The organism is Pseudomonas sp. 13159349 (genome assembly GCF_013305685.1).
Lineage (GTDB): Bacteria > Pseudomonadota > Gammaproteobacteria > Pseudomonadales > Pseudomonadaceae > Aquipseudomonas > Aquipseudomonas asiatica.
This window is the reverse complement of sequence record NZ_CP045553.1, coordinates 1,354,606-1,368,343: the sequence shown is the minus strand read 5'-3', so window position 1 is coordinate 1,368,343 and position 13,738 is coordinate 1,354,606. Positions and strand designations below refer to the sequence as shown.

At 64.5% G+C, this 13,738-nt stretch carries 13 protein-coding genes; 9 read left to right on the top strand and 4 right to left on the bottom strand.

The window, feature by feature from the left end; all coding sequences use genetic code 11:
- Window positions 1-12 precede the first annotated feature (12 nt).
- Entirely contained in the window at window positions 13-1,209 is a 1,197-nt protein-coding gene (gene dapC / locus GEV38_RS06360; RefSeq protein WP_015269191.1) for a succinyldiaminopimelate transaminase, read from the top strand.
- A 151-nt stretch (window positions 1,210-1,360) separates the two neighbouring features.
- On the opposite strand, the gene GEV38_RS06355 is transcribed toward dapC, so the two are convergent.
- Both GEV38_RS06355 and GEV38_RS06350 read right to left on the bottom strand, forming a co-directional pair.
- Window positions 1,361-3,007: a Na+/H+ antiporter gene (locus GEV38_RS06355; RefSeq protein WP_015269190.1), complete on the bottom strand. Its 1,647-nt coding sequence runs from the start codon at window positions 3,005-3,007 to the stop codon at window positions 1,361-1,363.
- Window positions 3,008-3,197: 190 nt separating this feature from the next.
- Window positions 3,198-3,512, bottom strand: coding sequence for a DNA-binding transcriptional regulator (locus GEV38_RS06350; protein WP_015269189.1), 315 nt, complete (start codon window positions 3,510-3,512; stop codon window positions 3,198-3,200).
- A 538-nt stretch (window positions 3,513-4,050) separates the two neighbouring features.
- Here GEV38_RS06350 and GEV38_RS06345 point away from each other — a divergent pair.
- The 4 genes from GEV38_RS06345 (at window position 4,051) to GEV38_RS06330 (ending at window position 7,197) form a co-directional block, all read left to right on the top strand.
- Entirely contained in the window at window positions 4,051-4,398 is a 348-nt protein-coding gene (locus tag GEV38_RS06345) for an ArsC family reductase (RefSeq protein WP_013971246.1), read from the top strand.
- A 31-nt stretch (window positions 4,399-4,429) separates the two neighbouring features.
- Window positions 4,430-5,464: a 2,3,4,5-tetrahydropyridine-2,6-dicarboxylate N-succinyltransferase gene (gene dapD / locus GEV38_RS06340; RefSeq protein WP_013971245.1), complete on the top strand. Its 1,035-nt coding sequence runs from the start codon at window positions 4,430-4,432 to the stop codon at window positions 5,462-5,464.
- 120 nt (window positions 5,465-5,584) lie between these two features.
- Window positions 5,585-6,790: a cysteine desulfurase gene (locus GEV38_RS06335; RefSeq protein WP_015269188.1), complete on the top strand. Its 1,206-nt coding sequence runs from the start codon at window positions 5,585-5,587 to the stop codon at window positions 6,788-6,790.
- Window positions 6,787-7,197 (top strand): SufE family protein, encoded by a 411-nt coding sequence (locus GEV38_RS06330; protein ID WP_015269187.1) that lies wholly within the window; start codon window positions 6,787-6,789, stop codon window positions 7,195-7,197. The genes GEV38_RS06335 and GEV38_RS06330 overlap by 4 nt, the downstream gene beginning before the upstream one ends.
- Window positions 7,198-7,308: 111 nt before the next feature.
- On the opposite strand, the gene tcdA is transcribed toward GEV38_RS06330, so the two are convergent.
- Entirely contained in the window at window positions 7,309-8,118 is an 810-nt protein-coding gene (gene tcdA / locus GEV38_RS06325) for a tRNA cyclic N6-threonylcarbamoyladenosine(37) synthase TcdA (protein ID WP_161551231.1), read from the bottom strand.
- Between the two features lie 119 nt (window positions 8,119-8,237).
- Here tcdA and GEV38_RS06320 point away from each other — a divergent pair, with 119 nt between their 5' ends.
- The 4 genes from GEV38_RS06320 (at window position 8,238) to GEV38_RS06305 (ending at window position 13,384) form a co-directional block, all read left to right on the top strand.
- A complete protein-coding gene (locus tag GEV38_RS06320) occupies window positions 8,238-10,829 on the top strand; it encodes a glycosyltransferase (RefSeq protein WP_015269185.1) in 2,592 nt (863 codons plus the stop codon).
- 199 nt (window positions 10,830-11,028) lie between these two features.
- A complete protein-coding gene (gene dapE / locus GEV38_RS06315; protein WP_013971240.1) occupies window positions 11,029-12,180 on the top strand; it encodes a succinyl-diaminopimelate desuccinylase in 1,152 nt (383 codons plus the stop codon).
- The gene (locus GEV38_RS06310; protein ID WP_015269184.1) at window positions 12,180-12,992 is read left to right on the top strand and encodes a putative RNA methyltransferase; all 813 of its coding nucleotides are present in this window, start codon (window positions 12,180-12,182) and stop codon (window positions 12,990-12,992) included. Before dapE ends, GEV38_RS06310 begins: the two co-directional genes overlap by 1 nt.
- A gap of 17 nt (window positions 12,993-13,009) precedes the next feature.
- The gene (locus GEV38_RS06305) at window positions 13,010-13,384 is read left to right on the top strand and encodes a hypothetical protein (RefSeq protein ID WP_003257701.1); all 375 of its coding nucleotides are present in this window, start codon (window positions 13,010-13,012) and stop codon (window positions 13,382-13,384) included.
- Between the two features lie 122 nt (window positions 13,385-13,506).
- Here GEV38_RS06305 and GEV38_RS06300 read toward each other — a convergent pair whose 3' ends face one another.
- Window positions 13,507-13,716, bottom strand: coding sequence for a cold-shock protein (locus GEV38_RS06300; RefSeq protein WP_003252255.1), 210 nt, complete (start codon window positions 13,714-13,716; stop codon window positions 13,507-13,509).
- Window positions 13,717-13,738 lie beyond the last annotated feature (22 nt).

Here is a 13,738-nt window from a genome sequence, read left to right as displayed (position 1 = left end):
GACCTTGCGCCGATGAACCATGCCTTGACCCAGCTTCAGCCCTACCCGTTCGAGAAACTCCGCGCCCTGCTGGGCAGCGTGAAGCCTGCGGCGGACAAGCGCGCCATCGCGCTGTCGATCGGTGAGCCGAAGCACGAATCGCCGGTGTTCGTCGCCCAGGCCATGGCCGACAACCTCGACAAGCTGGCAGTGTACCCAAGCACCATCGGCCTGCCCGCCCTGCGCCAGGCCATTGGCCAGTGGTGCGAGCGGCGCTTCGGCGTACCGGCCGGCTGGCTGGATGCCGACCACCACATCCTGCCGGTCAACGGCACCCGTGAAGCGCTGTTCGCCTTCACCCAGGCCGTGGTCAACCGCGCCGATGACGGCCTGGTGGTCAGCCCCAACCCGTTCTACCAGATCTACGAAGGCGCAGCGCTGCTGGCCGGTGCCACCCCGCACTACCTGCCGTGCCTGGAAAGCAACGGTTTCAACCCCGACTTCGACGCCGTGCCGGCTGAAGTGTGGAAGCGTTGCCAGATCCTGTTCCTGTGCTCGCCGGGCAACCCCACCGGCGCACTGGTGCCGATGGACACCCTGAAGAAGCTGATTGCCCTGGCCGACGAGCACGACTTCGTGATTGCCGCCGACGAGTGCTACAGCGAGTTGTACTTCGACGAGGATGCCCCGCCACCAGGCCTGCTGACCGCCTGTGCGGAACTGGGCCGCAGCGACTTCAAGCGCTGCGTGGTATTCCACAGCCTGTCCAAGCGCTCCAACCTGCCGGGCCTGCGCTCGGGCTTCGTCGCCGGTGACGCCGAGATCATCAAGCCGTTCCTGCTGTACCGTACCTACCACGGCTGCGCCATGCCGGTACAAACCCAGCTGGCCAGTATCGCTGCCTGGCAGGACGAGGCGCATGTGCGTGAAAACCGCGACCAGTACCGCGCCAAGTACGACGCCGTGCTGGATATCCTGCAGCCGGTGCTGGATGTGCAGCGCCCGGATGGCAGCTTCTACCTGTGGGCCAAGGTGCCCGGCAGCGATGCCGAGTTCACCCGCGACCTGTTCGAGGCTCAGCATGTGACGGTGGTACCGGGGTCGTACCTGTCGCGTGAAGTGGATGGCGTGAACCCGGGCGCCGGGCGTGTGCGCATGGCACTGGTTGCACCGCTGGCCGAGTGCATCGAGGCGGCGGAGCGGATTCGCGAATTCCTGCAGAACCGCTGATTCGACAGGGGCCGTACAACTCTCGAGTGTTGTGCAGTACCTGTAGGAGCGGTTTTACCCGCGAACACCGGCACAGCCGGTGCCATGCACCGCGTCGCCTGATTCGCGGGTAAACCCGCTCCCACAGGGCCGCAAAGCGGCCCCTTGGGGTCTACCTGACTGACCCCAGGTTCGCTTCACTCATATCCAGCTCACCCAGCACCTGCCGCACCACTTCATCCCCCACCAGATGCTGGCGATGCAGTTCATACAGCTCCAGCCGCTGGGCCCGCAGCGCCCGCAGGCGCAAACGCCGCTCCAGCAGGTCCATCTGCTCGGCCAGGGCCTTGGCCTCGGCGCTGTTGTTGTAGCTGTCCAGCTCATCGCGGTATTCCGCCATCAAGCGCGCCTTCAACTCGGTCGCCAGGGTCGCCTGCGCGGCATCCTGCGGCGCATTGCTGTCGATCACTTCCTCTGCCTCCAGCGCATGGATCGCCGCCTCGGCCGTGCGTCGCCAGGCCTCCTGCACTTCCTGGTGCAAGCGCTCGTCCGGGCTCTTGGTCACCCCGCGCAGCAACAGCGGCAGCGCGATACAGGCGCTGATCAATGACAACAGGATCACACCGGCCGCAATGAAGATCAGCAGGTCACGCTCCGGGAAGGCCTTGCCTGCTCCCATCAGCAACGGGATCGACATCACGCCGGCCAGGGTGACCGCTCCGCGCACACCGCCCAGGGTCAGCAGCCAGCACGAGCGCGCCGTGGGCACCAGCACCAGCGCCGGCTTGCCGCGCCAGCGGCGTACCACATCGATCAAGCGCCAGATGCTCTGGACCCAGATGAACCGCAGCAAGATCAGCGCCACAAAGATCGCCACCACGTCCAGGCAGCGCCAGGCCAGGGTCGGCCAGACGGTGGGCTCATGGCTGACCACGGCCTTGATGATGTCCGGCAACTGCAGGCCCAGCAGCAGGAAGATCAGGCCGTTGAAAGCGAACTCCAGCAGCGACCATACGCTGCGGTTGAGCAGGCGCGTGCTGGTCTGCCGTGGCAGCAGGTCCAGCCAGCTCTGCATCATGCCGGCGGCCACCGCCGAAAGGATGCCCGATACGCCCAGGCGCTCGGCCAGCACGTAGGCAGCGAAGGGCAGCAGCAACATGAACACCACGTGGGTGGCCGGGTCATCCCAGCCGCGAGCGATCATCCAGGCACGCAGGCGGCCGATCAGCCAGCTCAGGCCCACGCCCACCGCCAGGCCGCCCAAGGCGACCAGCACAAAGCTGAAGCTTGCATCGGTCAGCGAGAACACCCCGGTGATCGCCGCCGCCAGGGCGAACTTGAAGGTCACCAGGCCCGAGGCATCGTTCATCAGGGCCTCGCCCTGGAGCATGTGCATCAGCGGGGTGGGCAGGCGGTCCTGGGTAATGGCCGAAACCGCCACGGCGTCGGTTGGCGACAACACTGCGGCCAGGGCGAAGGCCACGGGCAGCGGGATGCTCGGCAGCAGCCAGTGAATGAAGTAACCGGCCCCAACCACGGTAAACAGCACCAGGCCCACGGCCAGCGCCACCACCGGCCCACGAATGCGCCACAACTCACGCTTGGGAATGCGCCAGCCGTCGGCGAACAGCAACGGTGGCAGGAACAGGAACAGGAACAGCTCGGGGTCCAGTGCCACATGCAGGCCCAGTGTCGGCCAAGCGAGCAAGGCACCAGCGGCGATCTGTACCAGCGGCAAGGGCAGCGGAATCATGCGGCCGACCAGCTTCGACACGCTGACCAGCGTCAGCAGGATGAGGACGGTGTAGGCGGACTGCATCCGGGAAAGCTTCCTTTGTGAACCAGAAACGACAACAGGGCGAAACATCGCCATTGAAACAATATGTTAGCGGCGGTGGGCGATTCGGGGCCGCTGCACAATAGTCGCAAGGGAACCACGAATATGTAACACGATGCGTCTCAAGCGAAAAAATAGACCCGCCGAAGCGGGTCTGGGTAATTCCAAATGTTTACACCGCTTCAAGCCGCTCCAGCATATCCGGGTATTTTTCAACCAACTTGAGCAACATTGCCGCCTGAGGGTTCGGGCTGGCTTTATCCTGCTCCCAGTTCCGGAGCGTTGCTGCCTTCGTCCTGATGCACCTGGCAAATACCTCCTGCGACATACGCAGCCCCTCACGTATGGCGACAATCTCCTGCGGAGTAACCTTGGGTGCATCCAATGCCTTTACATGATGCTGGCGCAGGGTGATCTTCCCCTCGCGCTGCGCTTTCATCTCGTCGATGCCGCTCATCATTTCGGCAAACAAATCACGCTTTTTCATTCATTTGCTCCTCTGCTTGACCGATCGCTTCGTTTTTCGCGCCTCGACTTCCACAGTGATGGCCATAGAGAAAACGTACGCAAGTTGCACATACTTAACAATGGTGCAGGCTTGACCGGGTGTTGCCTTGGAACTGTATGCCTTGAAGTTGAGGTGATGCTGAGATCGAGCGCCGCCCGCGCGGCGCATCGCCGGCAAGCCAGCTCCCACATCTGTTTCGGGCCAGTCTCTTCTGTGAAATTACCGCTGCCCGCCCTGTTTGTTCCCTTCGATATTGAAGGTATCGCTTCTGCTTCTCACCAAAATTCAGTCATGCACTAAGGGTTCGCGCGGCTGAGGTGCAGGAATAACTGGCCCGAAACAGATGTGGGAGCTGGCTTGCCGGCGATGCGCCGCGCGGGCGGCGCTCGGTCTCCGACACACTGCAAGACCCAAGACATGCACACCCGTGGCGCTCACAGGATCGTTCCCGCATAATCCCGCGACTGAAATCGGAAAACGGAGAGATTGGGGCAGCCTGTTATCCCCAATGCACACAATGACCTACACGCTCTACGGCATCAAAGCCTGTGACACCATGAAAAAGGCACGTACCTGGCTCGAAGACCAGGCCATCGCCTACGAATTCCACGACTACAAGGCCCAAGGCATCGACCGTGACAGCCTGAACCGCTGGTGCGAGGAACACGGCTGGGAAGTCATCCTCAACCGTGCCGGCACCACCTTCCGCAAGCTGGACGACGCCAGCAAGGCCGACCTCGACCAGGCCAAGGCCGTCGAGCTGATGCTGGCCCAGCCGTCGATGATCAAGCGCCCGGTGCTCGACCTTGGCGCGCGTACCCTGGTCGGCTTCAAGCCCGACCTGTACGCCGCTGCCCTGGCCTGAGCCCCTACCCTATTTCGCACGAGGTAATCACATGTCCAATACCCTGTTCAGCCTGGCCTTCGGTGTCGGCTCCCAGAACCGCCAGGGCGCCTGGCTGGAAGTGTTCTACGCACAACCACTGCTCAACCCGAGCGCCGAACTGGTCGCTGCAGTAGCCCCTGTTCTCGGTTACCAAGGTGGCAACCAGGCCATCGCCTTCAGCAACGCCCAGGCCGCGCAACTGGCCGAAGCCGTGAAAGGTGTGGATGCCACCCAAGCCGCCCTGCTGACCCGCCTGGCCGAAAGCCACAAGCCGCTGGTCGCCACCCTGCTGGCCGAAGACGCCGCGCTGACCTCGACGCCAGAGGCCTACCTCAAGCTGCACCTGCTGTCGCACCGCCTGGTCAAGCCGCACGGCGTGAGCCTGGCTGGCATCTTCCCGCTGCTGCCGAACGTGGCCTGGACCAACCAGGGCGCGGTCGACCTGGCCGAACTCGCCGAACTGCAACTGGAAGCGCGCCTGAAGGGCGAGCTGCTGGAAGTGTTCTCGGTGGACAAGTTCCCGAAAATGACCGACTACGTGGTCCCGGCAGGCGTGCGTATCGCCGACACTGCCCGAGTGCGCCTGGGCGCCTACATCGGCGAAGGCACCACCATCATGCACGAAGGCTTCGTCAACTTTAACGCTGGCACCGAAGGCCCGGGCATGATCGAGGGCCGCGTTTCCGCTGGCGTATTCGTCGGCAAGGGCTCGGACCTGGGCGGCGGCTGCTCGACCATGGGCACCCTGTCCGGTGGCGGCAACATCGTCATCAAGGTTGGCGAAGGCTGCCTGATCGGCGCCAACGCCGGTATCGGCATTCCGCTGGGCGACCGCAACACCGTCGAAGCCGGCCTGTACATCACCGCCGGTACCAAGGTGAACCTGCTGGACGAGAACAACCAGCTGGTCAAAGTGGTCAAGGCCCGCGACCTGGCCGGCCAGACCGACCTGCTGTTCCGCCGCAACTCGCTGAACGGCGCGGTGGAGTGCAAGACCCACAAGTCGGCCATCGAGCTGAACGAGGCGCTGCACGCGCACAACTGAGAACCTTTCAACCGCTGCCGGAGCGAGCTTGCTCGCGAACAGCGGATTCTCAGCGTTTGAAATGTTAAGATCGGGTCTGGCACCACGCCAGACCCGATTTTCATTCCAGGCCCCGCGACCATGTTCCAGCCCTCCCCCTGGCGTGCCGATTTTCCCGCCATCGCCGCCCTGCAACGGCAGCACCAGACCTACCTGGACAGCGCCGCCACCACCCAGAAGCCGAAAGCCCTGCTCGATGCCCTGAGCCATTACTACGGCCATGGCGCGGCCAACGTGCACCGTGCCCAGCACCTGCCCGGCGCACTGGCCACACAGGCCTTCGAAACCAGCCGCGACAAGGTTGCCGCCTGGCTCAATGCGCCAGACTCGCGGCAGATCATCTTCACCCACGGTGCCACTTCGGCACTGAACCTGCTGGCCTATGGCCTGGAACACCGCTTCGAGGCCGGTGACGAAATTGCCGTCAGCGCCCTGGAGCACCATGCCAACCTGCTGCCCTGGCAACAGCTGGCGCGTCGACGCAACCTGCGCCTGGTGGTGCTGCCGCTGGATGCCCATGGCCGCATCGACCTGGACCAAGCGCTGCAACTGATCGGCCCGCGCACCCGGGTGCTGGCGGTGAGCCAGCTGTCCAACGTGCTGGGTACCTGGCAGCCGCTGCCGGCGCTGCTGGCCCATGCCCGCTCCCAAGGCGCGCTGACCGTGGTCGACGGTGCCCAGGGCGTGGTGCATGGCCGCCATGATGTGCAGCAGCTTGGCTGCGACTTCTATGTGTTCTCCAGTCACAAGCTGTACGGCCCGGAAGGCGTGGGCGTGCTGTACGGCCGCAGCCAGGCGCTGGAGCTGCTGCACCATTGGCAGTTCGGCGGCGAGATGGTGCAACTGGCCGAGTACCACAACGCCAGCTTCCGCCCGGCGCCGCTGGGGTTCGAGGCTGGCACGCCACCGATCGCCGGGGTGATCGGCCTGGGTGCGACCCTGGACTACCTGGCCAGCTTCGATGCCCAGGCACTCGAAGCCCATGAAACCAGCCTGCACCAGCACCTGCTGCGCGGCCTGGCAGACCGCGATGGTGTGCGCATCCTGGGCACGCCACAGGCGGCCCTTGCCAGTTTCGTCATCGAAGGCGTGCACAACGCCGACATCGCCCACCTGCTGACCGAGCAAGGCATTGCCGTGCGTGCCGGGCACCACTGTGCCATGCCGCTGCTGCAGGGCCTGGGCCTGGAGGGCGCGATCCGCGTGTCATTGGGGCTGTATAACGACAGCGATGACTTGCAGCGTTTCTTCGAGGCGTTGGATCAAGGCCTGGAGCTGTTGCGATGACCCTGCCGGATCAGGCGCGCCAGGCGCTGGAAGCTTTCGAGCAGGGCAAGGGCTGGGAGCAGCGTGCACGGCTGCTGATGCAGTGGGGCTACCGGCTGGAACCGCTGGCTGACACTGAAAAGACTGAGGCCAACCGGGTGCATGGCTGCGAAAGCCTGGTATGGCTGGTGGCCGAGCAGGTCGAGGGCTTGTGGCGGTTCAAGGCCAGCAGCGATGCACGCCTGTTGCGTGGGCTGCTGGCGTTGTTGCTGGTGCGGGTGCAGGGATTGGCCAGTGAAGAACTCGCCGGGCTCGATCTGCGTGAGTGGTTCACTCAGCTGGGCCTGGAGCGCCAGCTTTCGCCGTCGCGCAGCAATGGGCTGCATGCGGTGTTGCAGCGGATGGCGGAGCTGGCGTCCAACCGTTGAATCGGTGCTGACCTCTTCGCGGGCTCGCCCGCTCCCACAGGACCTTCACCTTTCTGGAGAGAGATGCAGTACCTGTGGGAGCGGGCAAGCCCGCGAAGAAGCCCACGCGGTCTATTCAGGCTTGACCCGCTCCGAAGGTCGCCGCGCCCCCGCTACCAGTTTTTCCACCGCCTTGCTCGCCGCCACCATGCCAAAGGTCGCGGTCACCATCATCACCGCGCCAAAGCCACCCGCGCAGTCCAACCGCACGCCCTCGCCCACGAAGCTTTTCTGCAGGCAAACGCTGCCATCGCCCTTGGGGTAGCGCAGCTGTTCACTGGAGAACACGCATGGCACGCCATAGTTGCGGCTGACATTGCGCGAGAAGTTGTAGTCGCGGCGCAGGGTGGAACGCACCCGCGAGGCCAGCGGGTCGTTGAAGGTCTTGTTCAGGTCGGCGATCTGGATCTGTGTCGGGTCGATCTGCCCACCGGCGCCCCCCGTGGTGACGATGGCGATCTTGCGCCGCCGGCACCAGGCAATCAGCGCCGCCTTGGCCATGACGCTGTCGATGCAGTCGATCACACAGTCGAGGTTCTCGGTGATGTACTCGACCATGGTGTCGCGGGTGACGAAGTCAGCGACAGCATGCACCGTACACCCCGGGTTGATCGCCCGCAGGCGCTCGGCCATGACCTCGACCTTGGGCCGCCCCACCTGCCCTTCCAAGGCATGGGCCTGGCGGTTGGTGTTGCTGACGCACACATCGTCAAGGTCGAACAGGGTGATCTCGCCCACGCCACTGCGTGCCAGCGCTTCCGCCGCCCACGAGCCTACCCCGCCAATACCGACCACGGCCACATGGGCCTGGCCCAGACGGTGCAACCCCTGGTCGCCATACAGCCGGGCAACGCCGGCGAAGCGTGGATCTTCTGTGCTCATGTTCATACCCCAAAAAACCGGCGCGCATTATATGCCAGCGGGCCCATGGCCTGCATCGTTAGGAAAGAGACTACCAACCCTGCTTTAATGTCGTATCACTTCGACACATATGGACGACAATGTCTTCACGTAAATTCGGCCTGAACCTGGTCGTGGTCCTGGCCATCGCCGCGTTGTTCACCGGGTTCTGGGCCCTGATCAACCGCCCGGTCTCCGCCCCCGCCTGGCCAGAGCAGATCTCTGGCTTCTCGTATTCACCGTTCCGCCTGGGCGAAAGCCCGCAGAAGGGCCAGTACCCCAGTGACGACCAGATGCGCCAGGACCTGGAACAGTTGAGCAAACTGACCGACAGCATCCGGATCTACACCGTGGAGGGCACCCAGGCGGATATCCCGCGCCTGGCCGAGGAATTCGGCCTACGGGTGACGCTGGGCATCTGGATCAGCCCGGACCTGGAGCGCAACGAACGCGAAATCGCCACGGCCATCCAGCTGGCCAACACCTCGCGCAGCGTGGTGCGGGTGGTGGTCGGCAACGAGGCGCTGTTCCGCGAAGAAGTCACCCCGGAAAACCTGATCAAGTACCTGGACCGGGTACGCGCAGCGGTCAAGGTGCCGGTGACCACCAGTGAGCAATGGCACATCTGGAAGGAAAACCCGCAGTTGGCCAAGCACGTCGACCTGATTGCCGCGCACATCCTGCCGTACTGGGAGTTCGTGCCGATGAAGGATTCGGTCGAGTTCGTGCTCGACCGTGCCCGCGAGCTGAAGCACCAGTTCCCGCGCAAACCCCTGCTGCTGTCGGAAGTCGGCTGGCCGAGCAACGGCCGCATGCGCGGCGGCGCCGATGCCACCCAGGCTGACCAGGCCATCTACCTGCGTACCCTGGTCAACACCCTCAACCGCCGTGGTTACAATTACTTCGTCATCGAAGCCTACGACCAGCCGTGGAAGGCCAGCGACGAAGGCTCGGTGGGCGCCTACTGGGGCGTGTACAACGCCGAACGCCAGCAAAAATTCAACTTTGACGGCCCGGTGGTGGCGATACCGCAATGGCGCGCCCTGGCGGTGGCCTCGGTAGTGCTGGCGATGATCGCCCTGATGGTACTTTTCATCGACGGTTCGGCCCTGCGCCAGCGCGGCCGCACCTTCCTGACCTTCATCACCTTCCTGTGCGGGTCGGTGCTGGTATGGATCGCCTACGACTACAGCCAGCAATACAGCACCTGGTTCAGCCTGACCGTAGGCGTGCTGCTTGCCCTCGGCGCGCTGGGCGTGTTCATCGTGCTGCTGACCGAGGCCCACGAACTGGCCGAGGCAGTATGGATACACAAGCGCCGGCGCGAATTCCTGCCGGTGCAGGCCGATAGCGCCTACCGGCCCAAGGTATCGGTGCATGTGCCGTGCTACAACGAGCCGCCGGAGATGGTCAAACAGACCCTCGATGCCCTGGCCGCGCTGGATTACCCAGACTACGAAGTGCTGGTGATCGACAACAACACCAAGGACCCGGCCGTGTGGGAGCCGCTCAAGGCCCATTGCGAGAAGCTCGGCGAGCGCTTCAGGTTCTTCCACGTCGCGCCCCTGGCCGGTTTCAAGGGCGGCGCGCTGAACTACCTGATCCCGCACACCGCCAAAGACGCCGAGGTGATCGCGGTGATCGACTCGGACTACTGCGTCGACCGCAACTGGCTCAAGCACATGGTGCCGCACTTCGCCGACCCGAAGATTGCCGTGGTGCAGTCGCCGCAGGACTACCGCGACCAGCACGAAAGCGCCTTCAAGAAGCTGTGCTACAGCGAGTACAAGGGCTTCTTCCACATCGGCATGGTCACCCGCAACGACCGTGACGCGATCATCCAGCACGGTACCATGACCATGACCCGCCGCAGCGTGCTGGAAGAGCTGGGCTGGGCCGAGTGGTGCATCTGCGAGGACGCCGAACTGGGCTTGCGGGTATTCGAGAAGGGCCTGTCGGCCGCCTATGCCCACAACAGCTACGGCAAGGGCCTGATGCCCGACACCTTCATCGACTTCAAGAAGCAACGCTTCCGCTGGGCCTACGGCGCCATCCAGATCATCAAGCACCACGCCAGCGCCCTGCTGCGCGGCAAGGGCAGCGAGCTGACCCGCGGCCAGCGCTACCACTTCCTGGCCGGCTGGCTGCCGTGGATCGCCGATGGCATGAACATCTTCTTCACCATCGGCGCGCTGCTGTGGTCGGCGGCGATGATCATCGTGCCGCACCGGGTCGACCCGCCGCTGATGATCTTTGCCATTCCGCCGCTGGCACTGTTCTTCTTCAAGGTCGGCAAGATCATCTTCCTCTACCGCCGCGCGGTAGGGGTGAACCTGAAAGATGCCTTTGCTGCGGCGCTGGCCGGGCTGGCACTGTCGCATACCATCGCCAAGGCGGTGCTGTACGGGTTCTTCACCAGCAGCATGCCGTTCTTCCGCACACCGAAAAACGCCGACAGCCACGGGCTGCTGGTGGCGATTTCCGAGGCTCGGGAAGAGCTGTTCATCATGTTGCTGCTGTGGGGCGCCGCGCTGGGCATCTACCTGGTACAGGGGCTGCCGAGTTCGGACATGCGCTTCTGGGTGGCGATGTTGCTGGTGCAATCGTTGCCTTATGTGGCGGCGCTGGTGATGGCGTTCCTGTCTTCGCTGCCCAAGCCTGGGGAAAAGGCCGCCGAGCCGCAGCAGGCCTGAGAATGCCGGGGGCGCTTTGCGCCCCTATCGCGACACAAGGCCGCGCGTACAGGGGATCGCATCCCGTCAGATATGGCGAGATCGCCTGTAGGAGCGGCCTTGTGTCGCGATGGGCCGCAAAGCGGCCCCATTGGCCTGACGGTTTGATATAAGATAACGCCCTCAGATTTCCCCGCCTTGCCTTGCCCCGGAGTTCCCCATGACGGCCCCTGCCGAGCTCTCGCCTACCCTTCAACTGGCCTGCGACCTGATCCGTCGCCCCTCGGTCACCCCCGTCGACGCCGACTGCCAGGCGCAGATGATGAACCGCTTGGGCGCCGTAGGCTTCCAGCTCGAGCCGATGCGCATCGAGGACGTCGACAATTTCTGGGCCACCCACGGCAGCCAGGATGGCCCGGTGCTGTGCTTCGCCGGCCACACCGACGTGGTACCCACCGGCCCGGTGCAGCAATGGCAGCATGAGCCGTTCGAAGCGCTGATCGACGCCGACGGCATGCTCTGCGGTCGTGGCGCCGCCGACATGAAAGGCAGCCTGGCCTCCATGGTGATTGCCAGCGAGCGCTTCGTGCAGGACTACCCGGACCACCGCGGCAAGGTCGCGTTCCTGATCACCAGCGACGAGGAAGGCCCGGCCCACCATGGCACCAAGGCCGTGGTCGAGCGCCTGAAAGCACGCAACGAGCGCCTGGACTGGTGCATCGTCGGCGAACCCTCCAGCACCACCCTGCTGGGTGACGTGGTCAAGAACGGCCGCCGTGGCTCGCTGGGCGCCAAGCTGACCGTGCGCGGCAAGCAGGGCCATGTGGCCTACCCGCACCTGGCGCGCAACCCGATCCACTTGGCCGCTCCGGCCCTGGCGGAACTGGCGGCCGAGCACTGGGACGAAGGCAATGCGTTCTTCCCGCCGACCAGTTTCCAGATCTCCAACCTCAATTCCGGCACCGGCGCCACCAACGTGGTCCCCGGCGAGCTGACCGCCCTGTTCAACTTCCGTTTCTCTACCGAGTCCACCGTCGAAGGCCTGCAGGCGCGGGTGTCGGCGATCCTCGACAAGCATGAGCTGGACTGGTCGATCGACTGGGCGCTGTCGGGCCTGCCGTTCCTTACCGAACCGGGCGAATTGCTGGACGCCGTCTCGGCCAGCATCAAGGGCGTCACCGGCCGCGACACCCAGCCGTCGACCAGCGGCGGTACCTCCGATGGGCGCTTCATCGCCACCATGGGCACCCAGGTGGTCGAGCTCGGCCCGGTCAACGCCACCATCCACCAGGTGGATGAGCGGATCCTGGCCAGCGATCTCGACCTGCTGACCGAAATCTATTACCAGACCCTGGTCCGGTTGCTCGCCTGATGCTCGCCTGCCCTCTTTGCCAGGCGCCGCTGAGCCGGCTCGACAACGGCGTGGTGTGCCCGGCCGGCCACCGCTTCGACCGGGCCCGCCAGGGTTACCTGAACCTGCTGCCGGTGCAGCACAAGAACAGCCGCGACCCGGGTGACAACCAGGCCATGGTCGAAGCCCGCCGCGATTTCCTCGACGCCGGCCACTACGCGCCGGTGGCGCGCCGCCTGGCCGAGCTGGCCGCCGAACGCCAGCCCGAGGCCTGGCTGGACATCGGCTGTGGCGAGGGTTACTACACTGCGCAAATCGCCCAGGCACTGCCGGCTGCCGACGGCTATGCCCTGGACATTTCCCGCGAGGCAGTCAAGCGTGCCTGCCGTCGCGCGCCCGAGGTTACCTGGATGGTCGCCAGCATGGCCCGCGTGCCGCTTGCCGACGCCAGCTGCCAGTTCATCGCCAGCGTATTCAGCCCGCTGGACTGGGACGAGGCCAAGCGCCTGCTCAGCCCGGGCGGCGGCCTGATGCGGGTCGGCCCCACCAGCGGCCACCTGATGGAACTGCGCGAAGTGCTCTACGATGAAGTACGCCCTTACGCCGACGACAAACACTTGGCCCTGGTCCCCGAAGGCATGGCCCATGCCCACAGCGAAACCCTGGAGTTCCGCCTGAGCCTGGCCGCGCCCAAGGCCCGCGCCGACCTGCTGGCCATGACCCCGCACGGCTGGCGTGCCAGTGCCGAAAAGCGTGCCCGGGTGATCGACCAGCCCGAGCCGTTCGAGGTCACGGTTTCCATGCGTTATGACTATTTCGTGCGCCAAGACTGAGCACACCCGGAGCCCTTATGCGCCAACCTGATATCGAGATCTACCTGAAGGACGCCGACGTCGACCACAAGCAGATTGCCGAGTGGCTCGCCCAGGCAATCGGCCCCTGCAGCGAATGGAAGCAGAAAGGCCATACCTTCAAATGCCAGGCCGGTAACATTCCGGTCACCTGGCTACCCAAGGCTGTAGGGAAATGGAACAGCCTGTACCTGGAAAGCGACCAGACGCCGTGGGCCGATGACGTTGCCTGCGCCCGCGCCGCATTTGCCGCACTGGGTGTGGAAGTGCGCTGCGCGCCAGGTGGCTGGGTGGAGGAAGATGGGGAAGAAGATGCCGACCGCTGGGTCCGCATCAGCGCCGACGGTGAAGAGGAAATCACCTGGCGCACCTGAATGCACTGCATTCTTTGTGGGAGCCCGGCTTGCCGGCGATGCAGGCAACACGGTGCCTGGCACCGGCTTCGCCGGTGATCGCCGGCAAGCCAGCTCCCACAGCAAGCCTTACCGCATGAGGCTCAGAGCCCTACTACGTCCTCGGCTTGCAGGCCTTTCTGGCCCTGCACGCAGGCGTACTCCACCCGCTGACCTTCGACCAGGGTACGATGCCCCTCACCGCGGATCGCCCGATAGTGGACGAATACATCCGCACCACCTTCGCGCTGAATGAAGCCATAACCCTTGGCATCGTTGAACCACTTTACATTCCCAGTCTCACGAGACGACATCTGAACTACTCCGGATTTTTAT

Bases quoted from the DNA above. Each gene is read 5' to 3' on its own strand.
- dapD (WP_013971245.1), top strand. From the start codon at position 4,430: ATGTCCAATACCCTGTTCAGCCTGGCCTTCGGTGTCGGCTCCCAGAAC.
- GEV38_RS06355 (WP_015269190.1), bottom strand. From the start codon at position 3,007: ATGCAGTCCGCCTACACCGTCCTCATCCTGCTGACGCTGGTCAGCGTG.
- dapE (WP_013971240.1), top strand. From the start codon at position 11,029: ATGACGGCCCCTGCCGAGCTCTCGCCTACCCTTCAACTGGCCTGCGAC.
- GEV38_RS06320 (WP_015269185.1), top strand. From the start codon at position 8,238: ATGTCTTCACGTAAATTCGGCCTGAACCTGGTCGTGGTCCTGGCCATC.
- dapC (WP_015269191.1), top strand. From the start codon at position 13: ATGAACCATGCCTTGACCCAGCTTCAGCCCTACCCGTTCGAGAAACTC.
- GEV38_RS06350 (WP_015269189.1), bottom strand. From the start codon at position 3,512: ATGAAAAAGCGTGATTTGTTTGCCGAAATGATGAGCGGCATCGACGAG.
- GEV38_RS06300 (WP_003252255.1), bottom strand. From the start codon at position 13,716: ATGTCGTCTCGTGAGACTGGGAATGTAAAGTGGTTCAACGATGCCAAG.
- GEV38_RS06310 (WP_015269184.1), top strand. From the start codon at position 12,180: ATGCTCGCCTGCCCTCTTTGCCAGGCGCCGCTGAGCCGGCTCGACAAC.
- GEV38_RS06305 (WP_003257701.1), top strand. From the start codon at position 13,010: ATGCGCCAACCTGATATCGAGATCTACCTGAAGGACGCCGACGTCGAC.
- tcdA (WP_161551231.1), bottom strand. From the start codon at position 8,118: ATGAGCACAGAAGATCCACGCTTCGCCGGCGTTGCCCGGCTGTATGGC.
- GEV38_RS06345 (WP_013971246.1), top strand. From the start codon at position 4,051: ATGACCTACACGCTCTACGGCATCAAAGCCTGTGACACCATGAAAAAG.
- GEV38_RS06335 (WP_015269188.1), top strand. From the start codon at position 5,585: ATGTTCCAGCCCTCCCCCTGGCGTGCCGATTTTCCCGCCATCGCCGCC.
- GEV38_RS06330 (WP_015269187.1), top strand. From the start codon at position 6,787: ATGACCCTGCCGGATCAGGCGCGCCAGGCGCTGGAAGCTTTCGAGCAG.